This is a genomic window from Sporomusa malonica (assembly GCF_900176355.1).
Lineage (GTDB): Bacteria > Bacillota > Negativicutes > Sporomusales > Sporomusaceae > Sporomusa > Sporomusa malonica.
This window is the reverse complement of record NZ_FWXI01000004.1, coordinates 172,962-194,930: the sequence shown is the minus strand read 5'-3', so window position 1 is coordinate 194,930 and position 21,969 is coordinate 172,962. Positions and strand designations below refer to the sequence as shown.

The window sequence follows — 21,969 nt, the reverse complement described above, 5'->3', positions numbered from 1 at the left end:
AGAGCGGCTAAGTCCCTGGATAAGGGCGACTAACCTTCAGATGGGGTTAAAACCCCACCTGAAGCTAAGTCTACTTTATAAAGAAAGAGAGTGATGTCAAATGTCCACAGACATGAAAGAACTTTATGAACAAAGGCTAGGCAGATACCAGGCTGCTATGGCGTTGGAGCCGGTGGATCGAATCCCAATTGCCATTGGCAGTAATAACTTTGCTGAGTCTTACACCGCCAGCAACCAAGAAGTCATTTATGACCCACAAAAATGGCTTCAGAGTGAGATGGATTTCATTCGCGATTATCCCGAGTTTGATATCTTACGAAATAACCGATTTTGGGCTCCGATTTATGATGTTCTTGGTGTTAAAACGTATAAATTTCCCGGACGCGATCTAGCTCCCCATGTTGCTATCCAATTTTCCGAAGCGGAGTATATGCTAGCTGATGAATATGACGCCTTAATTGCTAATCCAGGGCAGTTTATGATGGAAAATTTTTTGCCAAGAGTATTCAGTGAAATGGACAAAGGTTCAACTCGTTCCCATTTTGCCTTCCTCAAAGCCGGGATGGCACAGGGCATGTTTGCTGAGATTATGCGCAATAGATCTATACAATTACAAAACCAGTGCGGTATGCCTCAACCCATGACCGGAGCTTTTCTCGCTCCCTTTGACCTGCTTGGCGACGTTTTGCGCGGTCTAACCGGAATTCTTCGCGATATCCGCCGTCAGCCAGACAAAGTACTGGAGGCATGCGATATATTGGCACCTATTATGGCTCGACATGCGTTGGCGACTGCCGATCCGCTGCGCCGGTATCCAATATTTGTGCCTACCCATAAGCCAACGTTTATGTCACCAAAACAGTTTGACACCTTCTACTGGCCTTCTTTCAAGAGAACAATGGAAATGATTATTGCCGCCGGGTATAAAATTAGGCTGTATATGGAAGGGGATTGGGGCAGGCATTGGCATCATATGCTGGAACTGCCGAAAGGTTCGGTAGTTTGCGATATTGATGACCAAGGCGATATTTTCAAGGCAAAAGAAGATATTGGTCATCACATGTGCATCGTTGGCGGCATTCCTAGCCAGATGTTTATTCTTGGTACTCCGGAGGAGATTGATGCCAGAGTTAAGGTATTGTGTGAAAAGCTTGGTGCAGGTGGCGGCTATATGATGGGTGGAGGATGCTATCTGCCGGTAAATTCCAAACCTGAGAACGTACGGGCCATGGTTGATGCAGTCATGAAATATGGCTGGTATGACAAGAATCTCAAACCAAAACCACTGCCGCCATTACCTGTCAGCAGCGAAATAGCCGGACTGGGCCCGCAGCAGGTGCTTACTCCCTGGGAGGTTAAGAAGGCTGATTTGGGCGGTGTTACCGGTGACGAAGCACTGATCCGTAAACCGTGGGAAACTATCGAGGGTATGGCTTTCAACTGGTTATGGAGTTGGGCATTCTAATTAGGCCAGGTAACATTGAGTACTGGTGGGAAGGGCTGGTCTAAGCAGTTCTTAGACCACCCTCAAATTAAAGGAGGGAATTGTAATGGTTAGCCAAGTTCAGAAGGAAGAATACAGCCAGTATCGCTGGGTAATAATGGCTCTAATGTTTGCCAGTTTTGTGCTTACCTTTCTGGCGCGTTTTGCCTGGCCGCCGTTAATCCCGGTAGTTGTGCCGGTGCTGAACATGAACATGTCGCAGGCAGGCGCTTATATGACGGCGTTTTACATTGGATATGTTATAACTCAGATACCTGCCGGCATATTAGCCGACCGCTTTGGTGTTCGTACTATTTTAGGGGTAAGCTTGGTCATTGAGGGAATATCTACATGGGCAATGGGGACAGTAACTTCTTTTGATATGGGCTTTACCTTGCGAGTTGTGACAGGTTTAGGCGCCGGGGCCATTATGTCCAGTTGTGCCCGGGCGCTGATGGAATGGTTTCCAGCCAAGGAACGGGGAACTGCCTTTGGTTTGCTGCTGGCAGCACCATCGGGTGGCTTGTTACTGGCCAACTATGTTGTACCTGCTTTAAACAACGCCTTCAATTGGCAGGGCGCATTCCAGGGAATCGGTATTGCAACAATATTACTCGGAGTTTTAATTTACTTTATGGTGAAGACGTCAGACGAGCCTAAGGGAGAAAAAACCTTTTTTGGCGGCTTCAAGGTATTTTTTACAAACCGCAATATCGTGCTTGTTGCTATTGCCGGTTTTTGTTTGATGTGGATGGAACTTGGTTTGGCCACCTGGGCTAATGCCTATATAAAGAAATTGGGATTCTCGGTAAAAGAAGCGGGAATGGTACTAATCTGGTACAGTCTGGGCGGTCTGATTGCACCGGCAATATCAGGCTGGGTATCTGATAAAATCGGTAACCGTAAGAATATCCTCATCGCCGCTTATGCCGTAAGTATTCCGCTTACTGTATATTTTGGCTCGCTGACAACTCTATCTATGTTAAATATCGTAGGTTTTGTGTATGGTTTTTGCTCCTATTTTTCTAATCCGCATTTAAGTATTATGATCTCAGAGTATGCAGGAAAAGAATGGGCAGCAACAGCTAATGGGATCGCCAATTTTATCTTCCAGCTTGCGTCCATGATTGGGCCGCTGGTATTCGGGGGCGTTATTGATCTTAGCGGTAGCTTTAGCACTGTTTGGTATATGATGGCGGCCGGGCCGCTAGTGGGAATACTGGTACTTTTCTCCATACGCCCACCTTCTGCGGAATAAGTTTTATCCGATGACTAACCCGCTCTAAGACTCCCAGCTTCTACAAGTGGGAGTTATACCCAAAGGGCACAGGCGAGCGGCTAAGTCCCTGGATAAGGGCGACTTAGCTTCAGGTGGGGTTAAAACCCCATCTGAAGCTAAGTCTACTTTATGTGATATAGTTTTACTATCCGCCCCGGGCCAGCTCGGGGCTCTTTCCTTTTATGAGGAAGGAAAGAGTAGTGGTCATGTAGAAGTAAATTGCAACAATAGACAGCTGTGATAAGGTGGATTCTAGTATATATGGAAAGAATTAATAAAAATTCATTTACCCCTCCCTTTTATCAATTGGCAACTATCCTGGAAAATAAAATACTGTCAGGACAGTTAAAAGCTGGTGAGTCGCTGGCATCAGAAAACGAGCTTAGCCGGGAATATGAGCTTAGCCGTACCACTGTCCGCAAATGTCTGAGCCTGCTTGCCGAGCGCGGGCTTATTAGTACGCATCAGGGAAAAGGGACATTTGTTTCAAGACCGTCATTGGATCGAGCTGAATTTTTAATGGAAGAATTCCATACTCACTTGACGAATATGGGCAAAGAGCCCGGATACCGGCTGGTTCATGTACAGTTTCTCAAAGAACTCCCTGAATTTGCTGTGAGGCTAGGTATGAAGGCTAATCAGGGTATATTGTATTACTGCAGGCTGCTTATGGCTGACAATGAACCTATTGCCGTTGAACATAAATATATGCAATACATCAAGGGGCGCCCTATTTTAGAGAACGAGTTTCAATATAAGGCTTTTTCTGAGGTTATTATGATTCACACCGATATTTTACCAGTGAGAAGTCAAGCTATTCTCACCGCCGAAATTGCCGGTGAATTTGATGCCAAATTACTTAATGCAGCGCAAGGGGCGCCTGTACTAAAATTGCAGCAGGCATTGTATGCCGGCGATAACAAACCTATTGGGGTTGGGATTTTCTACTATCGGGGTGACCGGTATTCACTTGTTTCGGATATTCATCCGCTAAGGGGGGAACGGTGATGGTGTTAGACCTTCTGGCAAACGCTATCAGTGAACTTGATGAACCATTGACGCTCGAATTGGTTAGAAAAAGTCTGGATTCTGGCATATCGCCACTGGATATTGTTGAGGAATGCCGGGCCGGCCTGGTGGCTGTTGGTGAAAGGTACTCCAGGGGGGAATATTTTCTCGGCGATTTAATTCTATCTTCAGAGATATTTTCAGAAATTATGGACATCCTGGGGCCGGTTCTTGAAACTACTGAAAAAAGGCCGATTATCGGCAAAATTGTTTTTGGTACGATTGAGGGTGATATTCATGATGTCGGTAAAAACTTGGTAGGATCTTTGTTACGCTGTTACGGTTTTGAAGTATATGACCTCGGGGTTGATGTGCCGCCAGATAAGTTTATTCTTGCTTTGACCGAAACAGGTGCCCGGGTACTTTGTCTATGTAGTTTGCTTACTCCAGGCATTGAGCCTCTAAAGCGAACCATTCAATTGGTTCGACTAATTGAGCGTAATAACAAAATAAAAATTCTTATTGGCGGGTTAGTTAATGAAAGGGTGAGAGAATATACTGGTGCCGATGCCTGGGTCGATGATGCTAGGCGGGGAGTGGAATTATGTCTAGAATGGAGTCGGGAATTAGCTAAAAAATAGGCGCTAGCACAGCTATGCCAACACTATGTTTTTGAAGCGAGGAGAGGAAAGTTCATGAAAACAAAGGGCTGGCTGTTTGTTTTGACAGCCATTATTGGTGTGGTACTGCTCGCTGGCGGGTGGTGGGTTTATAACGGACGCCAGGGAGAAAAAAAGGATATAGCGCCTGTTAAGGCAGATAACAGGGTATTGTCAGAGGGTATTATCTTCCCAGTGCGTTATTCGCAGATGGTTATGCCGGTAGATGGAATGATTGGTGAGGTTTTAGTCCGGGAAGGCGATACGGTGAAAGCCGGTCAGCCGTTAATCAGGCTGGTGAGACAGGATTACCAGGCGAGGGTTGGCAGTACCAGCGCTGATGTCAGCCGCGCTGCCGCTGCTGTGGAACAGGCGAGAATCAATCTGGCAGATGCCGCTCGTGAGTTAGAACGGCAAAAACGCCTGGAAACAGCTGGCGCTGCCTCCAGGCAGCAATATGATCAGGCTAAAACGCTCGCAGATAGAAATCAGGCAGCGTTAGCACAGGCTCAGGCCGAACTCAAGACCCAGAAAGCCCGGTTAGTCGAGTCTGAAGGGCTACTTGACAAGACCGAACTCAAAGCGGCCATTAGCGGTACAGTGGCATTCTTAGATGTCAAAGTCGGCGAGCATGCAAGTATTGGCACAGTGTTGGTAAGAATCGCTGATCAAAGCGAATGGGAAATTCGCAGCGATGATTTGACTGAACTCACGATTGCCAAGGTAAAGAAAGGTGATCAGGTAGCTGTAACCTTTGATGGCATACCTGAACTAGAGATAGCAGGCAAGGTAAAATCAATCAGAGCCTATGGAGAAAAGAAACGGGGCGACATTACGTACACCGTCACGATCGCGCCTGAGCGTTGGGACGAGCGGCTGCGCTGGAATATGACAGCCCAGCTTGCCATTACACCGACAAGCTTGTAGCATGATAAAGTAGACTTAGCTTCAGATGGGGTTTTAACCCCACCTGAAGGTTAGTCGCCCTTATCCAGGGACTTAGCCGCTCTTAACTCCCACTTGTAGAAGAGGGAGTCTTAGAGCGGGTTGGTCATCGGATAAAATTATGATCAAACGTTCCGTGAATCGGAAAAAATGGCCTCAACCATTGCACAATGTAATGGTTGGGCCATTTTTTCACCTTTCGGACACATAGAGGTGTGAGGATTGCAGGTTTATATAGTTACTTGGCAAGAGCTGATTGCTTATGATAACCTTTGTCACCATAAGGCTGCAGATCATTTAACCATTTTTCTTCTAATGTCGATACAGTTTTGCGCCAATCATCCTGCGCTACTTTCTCAGTATTGACTGTTTCAAGGATATCAAAGGTAAAAGCGTCGGCACCATACAAATCCCAGTCTGCCTGTAACTCTTTGTTGCGATGGCTTTTCAGGTTTAACTGAAAACGCTGACTATTAAAGAATGCGGGTAAGTTCATACTGCCGCAGATGAAGACTTTTCCGTTAACCTGATTTTTTATTTGATAAACACCCATAGGACGTGGGGTTTGTTTATAGGCTAATTTTAGTTCTTTACGTTTATCCAAATTGTCCAACTCCTTTTTTAGGGTTTAATCCAGTATGAACTGCCATCTTGGGTTCGGTCCATGAAGCCATGTTCAATTAGATGGCGGCGCAGTAGCACATAATCATTGTAGAAGGGTTTCAAAATAGCATTTACCTCTTTCTCGGTATAGGTTGTGGTTGGTTCGAAATACTTAACAAGATGTCTGAGGATGGCCACTCGCTTTTTTTCCTTAAGGGGAAAGGCGTCAAGTGGGCCATCAAGCCCTTGGGGAAAGCTGGCAGCCAATATTTTTTCATTTTCTTGCTCCGTAATAGCAAACCGGTCATCAATATTCTTAGAACTGCGTGGAATGTTAATAAAAGTATTCTTTTTGGGGACTTGCTCTCCCAGTAGTTCCATGATGGCTAAAAATACCTTGGCCTGTTTTTGCTTTTCTCTTAGGGTGAAGCGGTGATTACGGATGGTTGAGGTGCTGCCGGTTCCAAGCTCCTTTGCCACTTCGTTATCACTGTGTCCTTGGTAAAAAAGCTCGAGAATGGTTTTCTGGTGATCGGTCAGACCAGTTAATTTTTTATCAAGGCTGAGAAGGAAATGAAAGGCTGAATGGTGGCATTGTTCAATATGCACTTCTACATATTTTTTTGCTTCATAGAGCTTAGTATCATGGGGGTAAATGATGCCGTTAGTAAAGGTTTTACCGCAAATGAGGCAGGTAAACTCATCGCTATCCTGTTGGTAGGTGTAACCTTGCTTAATTTCCTGCAGTGTTGCCTGCCAAAATAGTTCAGATATATCATTCATATAAACACCTCGTTATATTGTTTGCTGGCTACGTAGATATTATAAGCGAACATCTAATTAAAATCAAGACGTTATGATGAAATGTTTATAATTAACATAGACGATATGTTGTTTTGTCTTGCGCAAGATAAAAGTAATGACTTATAGAAACCTCCAATTGAGCTAAAGGTTGTTTTTCCCTTTTCAAAAGTTTTTCTAAAATTAGTGGTTCATAATACAAACATAGCTTCTGCTAAGAAATACAAAATTGGAGGATGTTAAATATGATGAACACAAATAAAAAATGGCTGCTTGCAGTAGGGGTTGCTGCGATGATTACTGTGAATGGAATAGCCATGGCGGCTGTTACTCCAGCACAACAAGACACACCTAACGGGAAAAAACATGCGTTTGTCGGTAAAGGTGATTTTAAGGACAAAGGATTTAAGGAAGGTTTTAGTGAGCTGATTGAATTGCTGAAGATCGATGAACAAACCTTAAAAGCTGAACTGAAGGCTGGAAAAACCTTGAATGCCATTGCTGGCGAGCATGGTGTATCTGAACAAGTTTTGAAAGACTTTGCAATTAAGCAAATGACCCAGCATGTTGAAGAAGGCGTAAAGGCTGGCCGCATTTCTGCCGAACAGGCAGAAAAAATGAAAGACAATATGGCAGAGCGTGTGTCACAGATGATTAATGGTAAAGGCCCGATGGGTCAAGGGCATGGGCGGATGGCTGGGCACGCCCCGTTTGGAGACTCAAAACTCTTAGAGTTATTAAAGGTTGACGCAGAAACCCTGAAAAATGAGCTTAAAGCTGATAAAACGTTAGTTGCTATTGCCGGGGAACATGGTGTTTCCGAACAAGCACTTAAGGATTTTCTTGTTGAGCAAATGACCCAGCGAATTGACGAAGGTGTGAATGCAGGACGCATTTCTGCCGAAAAGGCTGAAAAAATGAAAGCCGATATGGTAGATCGCGTGTCGCAGATGATTAATGGCCAAGGCCCAATGCATAAAGGCCATGGCCCTATGCATGGACATCAAAAGAGTGATAACTCTTAATTAACAAGCAAAATACAAGAAGCACTTGCGGTTGCAAGTGCTTCTTGTATTTTATGGTAATCAGCATTTTCAAAAAGAAAACTAAAAATCTTAAGATATAATCCAAGAATAAGTTAAACGGATAACAAATAGCTAAAGGGGAATGAATCATGAAAAGACTAATACAGCATCTACTAAATAGCATTCTAAGCCTTGTCACAACATTCTTAATCATGGCCTCGCCTATAGCGGCAGTGGTTTATGCGTCAGAACCCGCAGAGTCAATTGAAAGTTTTAGTTTAAGCGAGCCAACACTGGTAGCTTACGCGGAACCAGCAAAAAACGATTCCAAGATGTTTGATATCTATGAAGAGAATGACGAATTGTTGATTCTTACTTTTTCCGCAAAATAACTATGAAAAGCCAGGTTGCCAGTCAATTCCGGATGAAAGGCTGTTGCCAGCATATTGTTTTGTTCAACTGCCACAATCTTATCATCGACGGTAGCTAGCACGTTTACGCCAGGCCCCGCACTTTCGACATAAGGCGCTCTAATAAACACCAGGGGAATCATTGCGGAAGATACGCTGGGGATCAGCAGGTTAGTGGTAAAACTATTTAGCTGGCTGCCGTAGGCGTTTCTCTGTACGGAAATATCCATAAGGCCAAGGTGACAGCTTTTTTCGCCGACGATATTTTTTGCAAGCAGAATCATACCGGCACAGGTTCCCCATACTGGCATACCTGATTGTATTTTATCTGTTAGAACTTGAGTGAGCTCAAACTGGCGCAGTAGCTTGCCCATAGCGGTAGATTCGCCGCCCGGCAGGATGAGACCATCAATGCTCTCAAAATCTGCAGCTTTTTTTACAATCACTCCGGTGACATCTGGGAGTGCATTGAGGCAGTCAAGATGCTCTTGTACCGCCCCCTGCAGCGCTAACACACCAATTGTCAGCATATTACCACCCTCTGGCAGCCAGTCGCTCAGACGGGTCAATCTTATCAATCTCAATACCTACCATTGGTTCGCCTAAGTTCTCGGAGATTCTCGACAGTAGTTCAGGATCATTATAGTGGGTAGTGGCTTCAACAATGGCTTTGGCACGCTTAGCCGGATCGCCTGATTTGAAAATGCCTGAGCCGACAAAAACGCCGTCGCAGCCAAGCTGCATCATCAAGGCAGCGTCAGCCGGGGTGGCAATGCCGCCTGCAGCAAAGTTAACGACAGGTAATTTGCCGTGTTCCCATATGTATTGGATCAAGTCAAAGGGTGCACCCATTTCTTTAGCGAGGCTCATGAGTTCTTCCGGCGGTGCTGCTTTAACCCGCCGCATATCGGCCGACATTGTCCGCATATGCCGTACAGCTTCGACGACATTACCTGTGCCGGCTTCTCCTTTGGTACGGATCATGGCCGCTCCTTCGCCAATTCGGCGTAAGGCTTCGCCCAGGTTTCTGGCGCCGCAGACAAAGGGGATTTTGAAATCGCGCTTATTGATATGGTATAAATCATCGGCAGGGGTTAAGACTTCGCTTTCATCAATATAGTCAATACCGATGGCTTCCAGGATTTGTGCCTCAACAAAATGACCGATCCGCGCCTTGGCCATAACGGGAATAGTAACAGCCGCTTGGATTTCCCGAATCATTTTGGGGTCAGACATCCGGGATACCCCGCCTTCACGACGAATGTCAGCAGGTACCCTCTCTAAAGCCATAACCGCAACAGCACCGGCTGCTTCGGCGATTTTTGCCTGCTCTGCATTGGTGACGTCCATAATGACGCCGCCTTTTAACATTTGGGCCAGGTTTTTGTTAAGTTCATACCGTTGTTGCATAATTGATTTCCTCCTATTTGCGTAAAAAATGATTTGCTGAATTTATTGTACCGATACAATTTTTCTGTATCGGTAATTAATTTTTGTAATTATAGCAATATGAGAAATGGAATTCAATATGTAAAGGGATTTTTATTGTTTTGTATCGATACAATTAATATGTGATGTGAATAAAAATTGTTCGATAGCCGAATAAAGAATGATTAACTATTATTAATATGATTAATTTTTGCAAAAATAATCATCTGTTTTACGTGAAAGTGGAAATGGAAAAACCCTAAAGCTTACAGCTTCTAGGGTTTTTCCATTCAATTATTTAGACTCTGGGCTTCTTTAGCCCATGCCAATACCTAGACGTTGAACTTGCCCACAGCTTGAGATAACGGGTCTGTCCAAGGTATGGTGTTTTCAACATAGGACTTAAAGTGTTTCGCTGCAGGCGACATATAGCCGTTTTTTCGCCAAACCATGTGAATTCCTACTAAACAAAGAGGGTTACGGACGCGAATAAGTGAAACTTTTTTTAGATCAAGTCCTGGTATGAACGGAATGAGTGAAACGCCAAGCTTAGCTCCGACAAGACCAGCAGCCGTCCTGTCTTCAAAAGCTTCGAAAGACATTGTTGGATGAAACCCAGCATCATGGCAAAGTTTCTCAATTACATCGCGTAATGCAATTTCAGGTTTATAAAGCACAAAGGGATCATTAGCTACCTCGCACAAATCAACTTGCTCTGCGCCGGCTAGCCTATGGTCTTTATGAACAATTAAAAATAGTTCTTGGTTCATAATGGGGAAAGAGCTTAAATTTTCAATTGGTTCTTGCGGCGAGCAAAAGCCAATGTCGATTTCCGCAGACTCTAGCTGGCTCAGAATGATCTTTGTTGTATCTTGGGTTAGCTGGAATTTTACTCCTGGTGCTTGTTGTTGAAATGCGCCAATCAAATCAGGTATAAAACTTGATCCAAGTGGCTGAATGAACGAAAGTAAGATGGTTCCATGAAAGGGATCAACCAAATTGTTAATTTCCTGCTTTGCTTCGGCTATTTCCGACAAAGCCCGGTTCGCATGCTTTAGGAAGATCTCCCCATATCGGTTTAAGACTACACCACGACTCTTGCGTTCAAACAATGAAACCCCTAGCTCTTCTTCGAGCCGGGAGATTGACCGGCTCAGTGCAGATTGTGAAAGAACTAATTCATCAGCAGCCTTTGAAAAGTTACATATATTAGCCAGTGTCTGAAAATATTTAAGTTGATGCCAATCCATGTATGATTACCTCTACTAAATTATTTGGTATTACAATTATGCATCAAAGTCATACCAAAGACAATTAGGTGTGCATAGATTCTCAGGGTATAATGGTTAAGTTACTTAAAAACTATATCTGGAGTGATTAAGGTGCACAACGAAAAATTATGGACTAAGGATTTCATTAGCATAACAATCATCAACTTTTTCATTTTTCTCGTCTTTTATATATTACTTACAGTACTCCCATTGTACCTGGTAGGCACATTTCATGCAGGTACCGATAAAGTTGGATTGGTGATTGCATTTTTCTTAGTAGCCGCTATACTAATTCGGCCTTTTGCTGGGCAGTGGGTTAGCAAAGGTTCGCAGAAAAAGATTTTCATATATTCGGCTATTGCGTTTTTATTAGCTACAATGCTCTATCCCTTTGCAACGAATCTGATGGTGCTACTCATTCTACGTGTTTTTCATGGGTTGACTTTTGGGATTATCACAACGGCAATGGGAACGATCTGCGCTGAACTCATTCCGTCCTCAAGACGTGGAGAAGGGTTAAGCTATTTCTCAATGGCTATGAGCCTGGCTATGGTGTTCGGTCCATTCATTGGGATTACTCTTGTAAATATGAATGCTTATAATGCCGCTTTCATCATTTGCATGATTAGTTCAGCCGTGGCTATCGTTCTTGCCCCGCCTATGAGAATTCCTGAAAGAACAAAAGAATCAGATATTCTGTTAGAAAAAGGTGATATTTCGTGGAATGACTTATTTGATAAAAATGCTGCGCCGTTCGCCTTTGCCACATTTATTTTAGCGTGTGCATATTCAGGTATTTCGGTCTTTTTACCGTTATATGCTAAAGATTTAGGGTTAGTAGAAACAGCCAGCTACTTCTTCATTGTTCTGGCCGTATTTATTTTGATTTCCCGCCCATTTACAGGACGCTGGTTTGATCAACGGGGTGCAAAAGTTATTATTTATCCTTGCTTGATTCTTTTTACGGTCGGAATGTTTTTGCTAAGCCAAGTTCACTCGAATGCCATGTTCTTGGTAGCTGCAGCTATTATTGGTATCGGTTATGGTTCGGTAACGCCTATATTTCAAACACAAATTATTAACTCGGTAGAGCCGCATCGGGTAGGATTTGCTACTTCTTTATTCTTTAACTCATTGGATGCGGGAATGTCACTTGGTGCGTATGTTTTAGGGATTGTAGCCGGTGTTGCTGGCTATCACAGTATTTATTTAGTTGGAGCAGTGTTTATTGTCTTCGCAGTACTTCAATATTTCGTGCTAACACAAAAGAAAGAAGTTCTGTCAATCCAGTCTAATCCTTCTCTCGTGAATGAGCGTTAGTCTGCCGTGTGGTACACATCTCTTCGGTCTGGGATGGATAATTTTCCTATGCTGTCATAATTTTGTCGCATTTCCAGATTATGATTAGAGTAGTAAATGTGGGGGGAATATAGGAGGGAATGTTATGAACGGTTTGGCTAAAAAAGCGATTATTTATTCAATGGTCGGGATAATGCAAGTAGGCATATTTGCTACTGCAGCCGAGGCATCCGCATTATATAATAATGGTTCAGGGCAAATAGTAGAGTTAAGATCTGATCGTCATGACCGTGATCATGACCGTCGGCGCCACAATGATGAACGGCGGCGGCAGCACGACGAAAGACGCCGCATAGAAAATGAGCGGCATGAAAGAGAAATGAAGCGGCGCCCTCATGAGAGTCGGCGAGAATGGCATGAGCGGCAAGCGCGTGAAAGAGACCGGCATGATCGTGAAATGCGTGAGATTGCAGCTCTGATAATTGGAATCTTAATTGGCTCGTCAAACGATTAGAGCAGCTGCTCAGAAGTCGCTCATCCTACGGGGTGAGCGACTTCTTTATGGCTTTGCACAAAACAATTTATCTGGTAGAATGATTGTACCGATACAATTTTATTGTATCGGTAATAAATTTTTGTAATTAAGCAAGTCAGAAAGGGTAATCAAGATGAGTCGTGATTTTTTTGATTTTGTATCGGTACAATTAGAAAAAGAAAATAAAAAATCATTATATATTCAGTTGTATGATCAATTACGGGAGTTAATAGTAACTGGTAAATTGAGCTATGGCTATCTGTTGCCGCCTGTACGGAAACTGGCTGCTTTTTTTGGGGTTAATCCCAGTACCGTCGTGGGAGCTTATAAGCTGCTGGAACAGAACGGCTATATTTTTTCCCGTGCCGGCAGCGGCAGTTATGTTGCCGAAATAACCGGGAGACCGGATGAAGAGTGTCCGGCTGTCCCAGATGTCCACGAGGCTGAGGTCATTCCCTATAGACCGGTTAAGTTACATAAAAATTGCATCGATTTTGCTACCGTTATGCCGCCGCCTGATTTATTGCCGATAGATGACTTCAAAAATATATTGATTGAGGTACTGGACAGAGACAAGGGCAACGCCTTCAGCTATCAGGATAGTCAAGGGTTTGGGCCGTTACGGGAAGCTATTTCCGCATATCTCAAAGAGCAGGGGATTAAAGCTCAGGCAGATAATGTCCAGATTATATCAGGTGCCCAGCAGGGGATTGATATTGTTGCCAAATCCCTGCTGAATTTTGGCGATTATGTGTTTACAGAGAATCCCACATATCCTGGAGCAATCGCTGCTTTCCGCTCGCGGGGGGCTAAGATTGTTGAGATAAACATGGAGGACGATGGAATTGACATTCAGGACTTAGAAGCAAAAATAAAATGTTTTCGTCCCAAACTCATCTATGTAATGGCTAATATTCAAAATCCCACAGGCTACTCCTACTCACTGATCAAAAGAAACAGGCTCATCGGTCTTGCCAGGCGGTATAATGCCGTCATTCTCGAAGACGATTACATAAGCGAGCTCGATTTTTCTGATATGCCGCTGGCTCCGTTAAAAGCGCTTGACCGTGACCATAGGGTAATCTATCTAAAAAGTTTTTCTAAGATTTTTATGCCTGGCCTTAGGCTGGCTTTTTTACTAATGCCACCACAAATGGTAGCTCAAGTATTAACTGTGAAACATCATTCTGATATTTCTACCTCCGGACTAACCCAGCGGGCTTTTGATTTGTATTTGCGCAAAGGCATTTGGCAAAAGCATATTGCTGCCGTCCAGCGCATCTATTTGGAGCGCTATCAGATAACCCAGGCTACTATCGAACAGTTTTTGCCTTCGTCTGTAACCTGCCACCGGCCCCGGGGAGGGCTTACTTACTGGCTAGCTTTGCCTGAAGGGGTATCGGCGAAAAAGGTTGCCCAAGCTGCCGAGAAGCAGGGGGTACTGTTAACGCCTGGAACAGCCTTTTTTCCGCGTCATGCGCCTGACCGCTTTATTCGTCTTAGTTTTGCTGTGGTCTGTTCAGAAGAAATACTGCATGGAGTAAAAATATTAGGTGAGATTATTTCGAGGAATCTATCAAATAGGTGAGACGCGGTAACAGTCCTGGTAACGCGAAATATTACAAGGACTCTTCAGTGATAAATCCCTAGTTTTGCAAGGTTACAATTCAGAATAACATGGCTTTGCCAAACACATTACTATAAAGAAAACACGGCTTGCGCCGAGCCTTAGCGAAAGTGGAAGCCGATGTTGCCCTTATCCAGACGGAAAGTTATACTTTCTAACAGGATAAAGAAAACACGGCTTGCGCCGAGCCTTAGCGAAAGCGGAAGCCGATGTGCCCTTATCCAGACGGAAAGTTATACTTTCTAACAGGATAAAAAAGGAGGTGCAATATGGAGGAAGGAATTTGTGATGTTTGTAAGCAAAAGAAATCTTGTTATGTGCAAAAAAGTGAGTATGTTGATAAAAGTGGCGTTAAACATCATATCAAAGAACTTTTATGTCCAGACTGTTTATCAGTGAATGATGTTGATTAAGCTGGCCAAAAAGACTCGCGAAGGACTGTGCCTGCCGCGAGTTTTTTTTGACTCAATATAATTCCAGAAAACGTTATTGACGTGCTAGTTAAAATATGTTTAGAATCAGATAGAACAATTAATTATATTAATAAGAGAAAGGCCGCAAACTTGTCGGGAGAGGATAAGCCTGCGCTGTTAAACCTAATATGAATTATGTAGCAATCGATTTTGAAACAGCCAATAGCAGCCGTGCGAGCGCCTGCAGTTTGGCTGCTATTACGGTGGAAAATGGGAAGATTGTGCGCTCTGCGTATTCGCTTATTCAGCCGCCTGTACTTAAATTTGATTATTGGAATACTAAGATTCACGGAATAACCGTCGACGATGTTGTCGACAAACCGACCTTTGCCGAATTATGGGATAGAATAAGGCCCCATCTGGAAGAAAAAATCGTGATTGCCCATAATGCGTCTTTTGATATCAGTGTTTTGCGCAGTATGCTGAATGAGTACGGACTCCCGCATCCTGCCTTTCGTTATGCTTGCACAGTTGATATTGCCAGACGCGTTTGGACAGATCTGGACAACTACAAACTGCCAACATTGGCTAAGCGTTTTTCGATCGACTTCGAGCATCACAATGCATTGCATGACGCGCGTACCTGTGCAATGATTGCACTTTTAGCCAGGGCAGACACCAAGGCAAGTAGCTTTTTGCATTTAACTGATATGATGGAGATTGCTGTTCGAGAATTTTAAAATCGAGAGTAGGTGAGCAAGGTGAGAAAACCACAAACCTTTTTACAGATTTTCTTTCTTGTGATTGTCTTATTATTAACTTCTTCATCAGTGCTTTTCTCCTCAATAGCCCATGGCGCTACCGCCATCCCTGATCATGTTACTTTAACCTGGGCAGATGATCCGCGGACGACCCAGACCATCACCTGGAGAACAGGGGTTACTACTGTGGGCGGGCAGGTGGAATATGCAGAGGTAGCAAATACGCACTCTTTCCTTAATAATGCCAGGGTTGCCGCTGCTGGCATCGCAGGATTAAAAACTAACCTAGGCGATATGGCCATTCATTCAGTTACATTAACAGGTCTCAAATCAGGCACTCGTTATGTTTATCGGGTGGGAGGTCCAGGTTGTTGGAGTGAACCACGAATTTTTACTACAGCGTCTGCCGCCATTTCTGGATTTAAGTTCCTTGTATTTGGGGATTCCCAGAGTATTAACTATGATGTTTGGAAGTCTACGATAAGAAATGCCTACCAGGCGCATCCTGAGGCAGCATTTTTTGCTAATGTTGGGGACCTAGTTGATGTGGGGCAGGATTATAATGAATGGAATAATTGGTTTTCGGCTGCGCGCGGGGTTATTGATACCATTCCGGCTATGCCGATCACTGGTAATCATGAGACATATACGTTAGAACGGCAGTTTTCCATGCCGGTATTTTTTACTGCCCAATTTAACTTGCCGCCTAATGGCCCTGAGAGACTCAAAGGGCAGGTATACTCGTTTGACTACGGTGATGCGCATTTTGTTATGTTGGACAGTCAGGCGGGAGAACAAGCCAAGTTTGTACCTGGCATGCTGAGCGAACAGAGAATATGGCTTGAAAAAGATCTAAGAATGACTAATAAAAAATGGAAGATAGCCTTTATCCACCGGCCTCTTTATAATAATAAAAATACTGAGGCTAACGAAAATATCGAGAGGGTATTTAGGCCGCTTTTTGACCAATACCATGTTGATGTAGTATTTACAGGCCATGACCATGTCTACTCCCGTACCTATCCCCTCCGCGATGGTGTTAGGACCGACACTTCTGAGAAGGGAACAGTCTATGTAGCTTCCGGCCGTAGTGGTACAAAAACGTACAGAAATACAATATCTAAAGATTGGAATGAATTTTTTTACAGTCCAGTGGATGAACCTAATTACATCACAGTAGAGGTGATGGGGGACGTTCTTACTGTCAAATCATTTAAACAAAGTGGCACATTAATTGATGCTTGGGTGATCAGGAAAGCAACTAAATAAAAGCAAAAAAAAACATCCTGGCCAATTTAGCCCAGGATGTTTTTGCCGACCGTCTTATTTGGCATTGAACATTTCATCTAAGAAATGAGTGGCCTGTTCATGGGGAATGTCTTTTACCAATACCACTTCGCTGATAAGAATCTGCCGGACATTATCAAGCATGTTCTTGTCAGCCATTCCCAATTTCCGCTTATTTTTGATTCTGAGCAAATCCCGTATGACCTCAATCTCATCATAGATGTCGCCGGTTTTCATCTTGCTCATGTTCAGTCGCTGTCTTTGTGTGTCATTCATTACTAACTCAGTCTCGCCGTTATCATGGAAAGTACTCAGTACATCATCAAGCTTGTCAGGATCTACGACTGGTCTCATACCCAGCTTCTCCGTTTTATCAAAAGGGAGCATTACCTGCATGTTTCTGTGAGGTATGTTCACAACATAATAAAGCTGTGTTTGACCGAAGATTTCTTTTTCTTCGATCTTTTCAATAATACCTCCACCATGCATCGGGTAAAAAATCTTATCGCCAATTTGAAACATGAAGTCACCCCCTAGTAACGATGTAACTAAGTATACCACAATAATCAGAGAATATCAACTCGAAAACAATTATTATATCATTGGGGTTTGAGTCCGTCAATATATTATTATACATAATCTAGAGAGTAGCCTTAAGCGGAGGACTGGGGGCGAGATTCAGTTTACTGGGCGAAATGAGCTTGTAATAAAGTTAATGAAGGCTCGTGCGGCATTTGATAGGTATCTGCTGTGATTCCAGGCCAGAACAATCTCAAAGTAAATTGGATTCGTAAGGGGGCGGCTTTGGACAGTATCATGCTTCCGGGTAATTGCATCAAAGAGAAAAGCAATGCCTGCTCCCTGTTCAACAAGACCGATGATGGTTTCGATCTGGCTGGAGACAAAGACGATCTGCGGTGTAAACTGATGCTTAGCACACTCTGTTGTAATGATTTGCCTGATATAGGTATCTTCTTTTAACAAGATAAATGGCTGATCGCTGAGCTGGTTGAACGGGATGTTTTGAAGGCTGCTGAAAGGATGGTCTGGAGGCAAGCAGACATGGATTTGACCTGAGGTAATAGGGAGCAAGTCTAATTCGGCCGTAGTGGTAGATTTAGTGATAATCCCTATATCGAGTTTGCCTTGTTCGACTAACTTTTGGATGGTTAAAGAACCGCCTTCAATGGCGCTAAGCTCAAGCAGCGGGAATTGTCGGTGAAACTGGGAAAAAATATGAGGGAAAAGAAAGGCCCCAATCATCGGTGGAATTCCAATCTTAATCGAACCCTTTTGCAACAGTCGCAGGTCGTTCATTTCTGTTACTGAGTCATCAAGGCGAGTGAGGATTTCGTTAACTCGCTGGATAAATATAAGTCCCTCGGAAGTCAATTGGATTTGTCGTTGGCTGCGGTCAAAAAGCAAGACGCCAAGCTCTTCTTCTAATTTTTGAATTGCAATTGACACTGATGGTTGAGCAACACGCAGTTGTTCGGCTGCTTTTGAGATGCTTTTTAAGCGGCTAGCCATTTGAAAGTATTCTAATTGCCGTAGATCCATAAGATAAGCTCCTTGCGATAGTCTATAATTATAGTAACATATTTTAGTGAAGTTGCTTAGAAAAAAATATATATAAAAAATATTGAGAAAAATTAGAAATCATGAAAGAATTCAAAGGGAAATGGAGAATACAATTTAACATAGACAAGTAGGCAACCATACAAAAAACCTATATGATAAAATTTGAGTTTTTCTATTAAACAATAATGCGACCCCGTTCTTTCGGGGTCGCCTCTGTTGATTATTTACAAAATTTGTACTGTTAAGAAGGGAAGATTGTCGCAGCGTAGAAAACATTACATATAAAAGATGCTATCATAAGGTGGATGCAAAAAAAATTCATGGACAGAATTAATAAGAATTCATTTACACCTCCCTTCTATCAGTTGGCAACCATCCTAGAGAAAAGGATATTATCAGGGGAGTTGAAAGCTGGCGAGCCGCTGCCGTCAGAAAACGATCTTGGACGTGAATATGAACTCAGCCGGACGACTGTCCGTAAGTGTTTAAGTTTGCTTGCCGAGCGCGGCCTTATCAGTGCACAGCAGGGCCGGGGGACTTTTGTATCAAGGCCTTCTTTGGACCGTGCTGAATTTTCAATGAATGAGTTCAATGTACATGTAGCGCAAATGGGGAAAGAGCCAGGATACCGGCTGATCCATGTGCGTTTTCGCAAGGAACTCCCGGAATTTGCTATAAAGTTAGGCATGGTGGCCAGTCAGGGCATTTTATATTATTGCCGGCTGCTTATGGCAGATGATGAACCGGTCGCGGTTGAGCACAAATATATGGCATATATCAAGGGACGGCCTATTCTAGAAAATGAGTTTCAGTATAAAGCTTTTTCCGAAATCATTACCATCCATACAGATATTCTGCCAGTGCGAAGTCAGGCCATTCTCAGTGCTGAAAGCGCCAGTGAATTTGATGCCAATTTACTTACTGTAGCGCTGGGGTCGCCTGTCCTAAAGCTGCAACAGGCTCTGTATGACAGCGATAACAGACCTATCGGCATTGGGGTATTTTATTATCGCGGCGATCGGTATTCGCTAGTTTCAGATATTCAACCGTTGAAGGGAGAGCGATGAAAGTGTTAGCACTTCTGGCAAATGCCATTAGCGAGCTTGATGAGCCGCTGGCGCTCGAATTGGTCAAAAATGGTCTGGAATCTGGTATTTCTCCGCTGGATATTGTCGAGGAATGCCGCTCCGGTTTGGTAGCTGTGGGCGATAGATACTCTCGGGGAGAATACTTTTTAGGTGATTTAATCCTTTCATCAGAGATTTTTTCCCAAATAATGGATATTTTGGGGCCGGTAGTTGAACCAAACGAAAAAAAACCATTCATTGGCAAGATTGTTTTTGGTACTATCGAAGGCGATATTCATGATATTGGCAAAAATTTAGTAGGTTCATTGCTGAGATGCTATGGCTTTGAAGTATACGATCTGGGGGTGGATGTGCCACCAGATCGGTTCATGTTGGCTTTGACTGAGTCAGGTGCCCCAATACTATGCCTGTGCACCTTGCTGTCTCCCGGTTTTGAAGCGTTAAAACGGACAATTCAATTGGTACGGCTGATTGAACGCAACTCAAAAATTAAAATTCTCATCGGCGGATTAGTCAACGAAAAGGTGAGAGAGTATACTGGGGCAGACGCCTGGGTAGATGATGCACGGCAGGGAGTGGAAATATGCCTGGACTGGAGCAGAGAGTTAACACAAAAGTAGTTATCGATTATCAACCTATTGGCAAACGGGTGTATGCAAATATTGGACAAACTGTCTTAGAAGCGGCTCAAGGCTTAGAACTATTTGAACATGGCATTAGTACGCCCTGTGGCGGCAAAGGACTGTGCGCCCGGTGCTTGGTAAGGCTGGTAACAGGCGAGTTAGCACCAGTGTCGCCGACCGAAAAAAATATGCTTACACCAGAACGCCTTGAACAGGGATACCGCTTAGCTTGTCAGGCTAAAATTGACGGCCCCTGCAAGATAGAGATTCCGGTAACATCCCTGATTGGCCGTCAGCAGTTACAAGTAGCAGGCTGCTTGCAGGCTGTAGAGGTTGATTATGGGCTAAAGCGGTATATTATTTCAGGTTTGGTAAGGACAAGTATTCATTACCCCTATTCACTGTGGCAACAGATGGAGCAAATCTTTAAAGATAGGTATGACCTGACTGGACTCAAGGTTGGTTTGAATTTGTTACGTAGTGTGAATCCGGCTGCCGTTGCCGGGGAGCTGGCGGTTACTGTTCATGATAACCAAATTGTGGACGTAGCTGACTTAGATACCAATTATGAGCCATTAGGCTTAGCTGTTGACTTAGGCACAACCAAAATTGCAGCTTTTCTTATTAGGCTGGATACCGGAGAAACTGTGGCTGCGGAAGGAGTTTTGAATCCGCAGATTGCTTATGGCGAAGATTTGATGAGTAGGTTAGCGTTTGCAATGGAGAGTGAAGAGAATGCCCGGCAGATGATCAGTGCCGCTGCTGACGGCATTAATGAGTTGGCGCAGCGCCTGACTGCCTCGATGAGTGTAGGTGTTGAACAGATCAGTCAGGCTGTCATTGTTGCAAATACGGCCATGCATCATTTATTGTTAGGCCTGCCAATAAAGCAGCTGGCTTTCTCCCCCTATGTCCCGGCGGCGACTCTTCCTATTGAGACGGTAGCAGAGGTGATTGGTCTGAAATTAGGGGAGCAGGCACGGGTTTATATGACGCCCCCAATCGGCGGTTTTGTCGGTGGCGACCATGTTGCAATGATTCAGTCCAGTAGAGTTGATGAAGCGCAAGGAATAACACTAGGTATTGATATCGGAACAAATACCGAGGTTGTTCTGGCTGTTAACGAGAGAATGATTTCCTCCTGCTCTTGTGCATCAGGGCCAGCCTTTGAAGGCGCTCATGTTTATCAGGGAATGCGGGCAGTAAATGGAGCCATTAGCGAGGTAAGGCTTTCAAATAATGGCGAAGAAGTGAACTGGCAGACAATCGGCGGGCAGAAGCCGATCGGGTTGTGCGGCTCAGGTATTATTGACGCGATTGCCGAGTTAAACAGGGCAGGTATCATTGCAGTGAATGGCAGGCTTGACCCTAATCACCCGCGGGTAAGAACCGAGGCGGGGAAAGTGCCTGAGTTTCTCCTTGTGACGCGTGAAGACAGCGGCTGTAATAGTGATATCGTCATTACCCAGAAAGATATTGGCGAGATACAATTAGCCAAGGCGGCTATTGCCAGCGGGATTAGCACATTATTGAGCGCCTGCGGCGTTAAAGTGGAAGAGATTGAAAACGTAATTATCGCTGGTGCTTTTGGCTCTTTTTTGCGACTTGAGAGTGCTATTGCCGTGGGCATGCTGCCAAACCTTCCGCTTGAACGGTTCGCTCAGGTTGGCAATGCTGCCGGCGCTGGGGCATGTATGAGTCTGGTATCTGAGCAGGAACGCCGCCGGGCTGAACGTTTGGCGACTACTATTAAGCACTTGGATTTGGCGGTGCAGCCGGAATTTAAACGGGAGTTTGCCAAGGCATTAAAATTTCCGCGAGTCAGTTAGGGTGTTGGAGGCAT

The 21,969-nt window shown here is 44.1% G+C and carries 23 protein-coding genes; 16 read left to right on the top strand and 7 right to left on the bottom strand.

What is annotated here, in order from left to right; all coding sequences use genetic code 11:
• The first annotated feature begins 112 nt into the window (after positions 1-112).
• The 5 genes from B9A22_RS06165 to B9A22_RS06145 all read left to right on the top strand — a co-directional run bounded on the left by B9A22_RS06165 (position 113) and on the right by B9A22_RS06145 (position 5,356).
• Positions 113-1,465, top strand: coding sequence for a uroporphyrinogen decarboxylase family protein (locus tag B9A22_RS06165; protein WP_245823840.1), 1,353 nt, complete (start codon positions 113-115; stop codon positions 1,463-1,465).
• Positions 1,466-1,550: 85 nt separating this feature from the next.
• On the top strand, positions 1,551-2,741 hold the full coding sequence (locus tag B9A22_RS06160; protein WP_084574834.1) for an MFS transporter: 1,191 nt from the start codon (positions 1,551-1,553) through the stop codon (positions 2,739-2,741).
• Between the two features lie 282 nt (positions 2,742-3,023).
• Entirely contained in the window at positions 3,024-3,770 is a 747-nt protein-coding gene (locus B9A22_RS06155) for a GntR family transcriptional regulator (protein ID WP_084574833.1), read from the top strand.
• Positions 3,770-4,411, top strand: a complete 642-nt coding sequence (locus B9A22_RS06150; RefSeq protein WP_176215415.1) for a cobalamin B12-binding domain-containing protein — start codon at positions 3,770-3,772, stop codon at positions 4,409-4,411. The genes B9A22_RS06155 and B9A22_RS06150 overlap by 1 nt, the downstream gene beginning before the upstream one ends.
• Before the next feature lie 54 nt (positions 4,412-4,465).
• Entirely contained in the window at positions 4,466-5,356 is an 891-nt protein-coding gene (locus B9A22_RS06145) for an efflux RND transporter periplasmic adaptor subunit (protein ID WP_084574832.1), read from the top strand.
• A gap of 256 nt (positions 5,357-5,612) precedes the next feature.
• Here B9A22_RS06145 and B9A22_RS06140 read toward each other — a convergent pair whose 3' ends face one another.
• A complete protein-coding gene (locus B9A22_RS06140; protein ID WP_084574831.1) occupies positions 5,613-5,978 on the bottom strand; it encodes a GIY-YIG nuclease family protein in 366 nt (121 codons plus the stop codon).
• Between the two features lie 17 nt (positions 5,979-5,995).
• Entirely contained in the window at positions 5,996-6,760 is a 765-nt protein-coding gene (locus B9A22_RS06135) for a DUF2087 domain-containing protein (protein ID WP_084574830.1), read from the bottom strand.
• Positions 6,761-7,023: 263 nt separating this feature from the next.
• Here B9A22_RS06135 and B9A22_RS06130 point away from each other — a divergent pair, with 263 nt between their 5' ends.
• Together B9A22_RS06130 and B9A22_RS24950 are read left to right on the top strand one after the other, a co-directional pair.
• Complete coding sequence (locus B9A22_RS06130; RefSeq protein WP_084574829.1) at positions 7,024-7,803, top strand: hypothetical protein; 780 nt, start codon at positions 7,024-7,026, stop codon at positions 7,801-7,803.
• A 149-nt stretch (positions 7,804-7,952) separates the two neighbouring features.
• Positions 7,953-8,195, top strand: a complete 243-nt coding sequence (locus B9A22_RS24950; RefSeq protein WP_139796185.1) for a hypothetical protein — start codon at positions 7,953-7,955, stop codon at positions 8,193-8,195.
• Here the strand turns inward: B9A22_RS24950 and pdxT are convergent.
• The 3 genes from pdxT to B9A22_RS06115 all read right to left on the bottom strand — a co-directional run bounded on the left by pdxT (position 8,147) and on the right by B9A22_RS06115 (position 10,891).
• Positions 8,147-8,791, bottom strand: coding sequence for a pyridoxal 5'-phosphate synthase glutaminase subunit PdxT (pdxT, locus tag B9A22_RS06125; protein ID WP_245823838.1), 645 nt, complete (start codon positions 8,789-8,791; stop codon positions 8,147-8,149). The genes B9A22_RS24950 and pdxT overlap by 49 nt on opposite strands.
• On the bottom strand, positions 8,745-9,623 hold the full coding sequence (pdxS, locus tag B9A22_RS06120) for a pyridoxal 5'-phosphate synthase lyase subunit PdxS (RefSeq protein ID WP_084574827.1): 879 nt from the start codon (positions 9,621-9,623) through the stop codon (positions 8,745-8,747). The genes pdxT and pdxS overlap by 47 nt, the downstream gene beginning before the upstream one ends.
• A 350-nt stretch (positions 9,624-9,973) precedes the next feature.
• A complete protein-coding gene (locus B9A22_RS06115) occupies positions 9,974-10,891 on the bottom strand; it encodes a LysR family transcriptional regulator (protein WP_084574826.1) in 918 nt (305 codons plus the stop codon).
• A 132-nt stretch (positions 10,892-11,023) separates the two neighbouring features.
• Here B9A22_RS06115 and B9A22_RS06110 point away from each other — a divergent pair, with 132 nt between their 5' ends.
• The 6 genes from B9A22_RS06110 to B9A22_RS06090 all read left to right on the top strand — a co-directional run bounded on the left by B9A22_RS06110 (position 11,024) and on the right by B9A22_RS06090 (position 16,816).
• Entirely contained in the window at positions 11,024-12,232 is a 1,209-nt protein-coding gene (locus B9A22_RS06110) for an MFS transporter (protein ID WP_084574825.1), read from the top strand.
• Between the two features lie 124 nt (positions 12,233-12,356).
• Positions 12,357-12,725, top strand: coding sequence for a hypothetical protein (locus B9A22_RS06105; protein WP_084574824.1), 369 nt, complete (start codon positions 12,357-12,359; stop codon positions 12,723-12,725).
• A gap of 154 nt (positions 12,726-12,879) precedes the next feature.
• Positions 12,880-14,334 carry a MocR-like pyridoxine biosynthesis transcription factor PdxR gene (gene pdxR / locus B9A22_RS06100; protein ID WP_084574823.1) on the top strand — a complete coding sequence of 485 codons (1,455 nt, stop codon included), beginning with the start codon at positions 12,880-12,882 and terminating at the stop codon, positions 14,332-14,334.
• Between the two features lie 308 nt (positions 14,335-14,642).
• Positions 14,643-14,786, top strand: a complete 144-nt coding sequence (locus B9A22_RS25285) for a hypothetical protein (protein ID WP_176215414.1) — start codon at positions 14,643-14,645, stop codon at positions 14,784-14,786.
• A gap of 188 nt (positions 14,787-14,974) precedes the next feature.
• Positions 14,975-15,526, top strand: coding sequence for a 3'-5' exonuclease (locus B9A22_RS06095; protein ID WP_084574822.1), 552 nt, complete (start codon positions 14,975-14,977; stop codon positions 15,524-15,526).
• A 21-nt stretch (positions 15,527-15,547) separates the two neighbouring features.
• The gene (locus B9A22_RS06090) at positions 15,548-16,816 is read left to right on the top strand and encodes a purple acid phosphatase family protein (RefSeq protein ID WP_245823836.1); all 1,269 of its coding nucleotides are present in this window, start codon (positions 15,548-15,550) and stop codon (positions 16,814-16,816) included.
• 54 nt (positions 16,817-16,870) lie between these two features.
• Here B9A22_RS06090 and B9A22_RS06085 read toward each other — a convergent pair whose 3' ends face one another.
• Both B9A22_RS06085 and B9A22_RS06080 read right to left on the bottom strand, forming a co-directional pair.
• Positions 16,871-17,356, bottom strand: a complete 486-nt coding sequence (locus tag B9A22_RS06085) for a CarD family transcriptional regulator (RefSeq protein WP_084574820.1) — start codon at positions 17,354-17,356, stop codon at positions 16,871-16,873.
• A gap of 156 nt (positions 17,357-17,512) precedes the next feature.
• Entirely contained in the window at positions 17,513-18,394 is an 882-nt protein-coding gene (locus tag B9A22_RS06080) for a LysR family transcriptional regulator (protein ID WP_084574819.1), read from the bottom strand.
• Between the two features lie 341 nt (positions 18,395-18,735).
• Between B9A22_RS06080 and B9A22_RS06075 the strand changes: the two genes are divergently transcribed.
• The 3 genes from B9A22_RS06075 to B9A22_RS06065 are packed head-to-tail and all read left to right on the top strand — an operon-like array spanning position 18,736 to position 21,955.
• Positions 18,736-19,482, top strand: a complete 747-nt coding sequence (locus B9A22_RS06075; RefSeq protein WP_245823834.1) for a GntR family transcriptional regulator — start codon at positions 18,736-18,738, stop codon at positions 19,480-19,482.
• Positions 19,479-20,123 (top strand): cobalamin B12-binding domain-containing protein, encoded by a 645-nt coding sequence (locus B9A22_RS06070; protein WP_176215413.1) that lies wholly within the window; start codon positions 19,479-19,481, stop codon positions 20,121-20,123. The genes B9A22_RS06075 and B9A22_RS06070 overlap by 4 nt, the downstream gene beginning before the upstream one ends.
• Positions 20,087-21,955, top strand: coding sequence for an ASKHA domain-containing protein (locus B9A22_RS06065; protein ID WP_084574817.1), 1,869 nt, complete (start codon positions 20,087-20,089; stop codon positions 21,953-21,955). The genes B9A22_RS06070 and B9A22_RS06065 overlap by 37 nt, the downstream gene beginning before the upstream one ends.
• Positions 21,956-21,969: the final 14 nt, after the last annotated feature.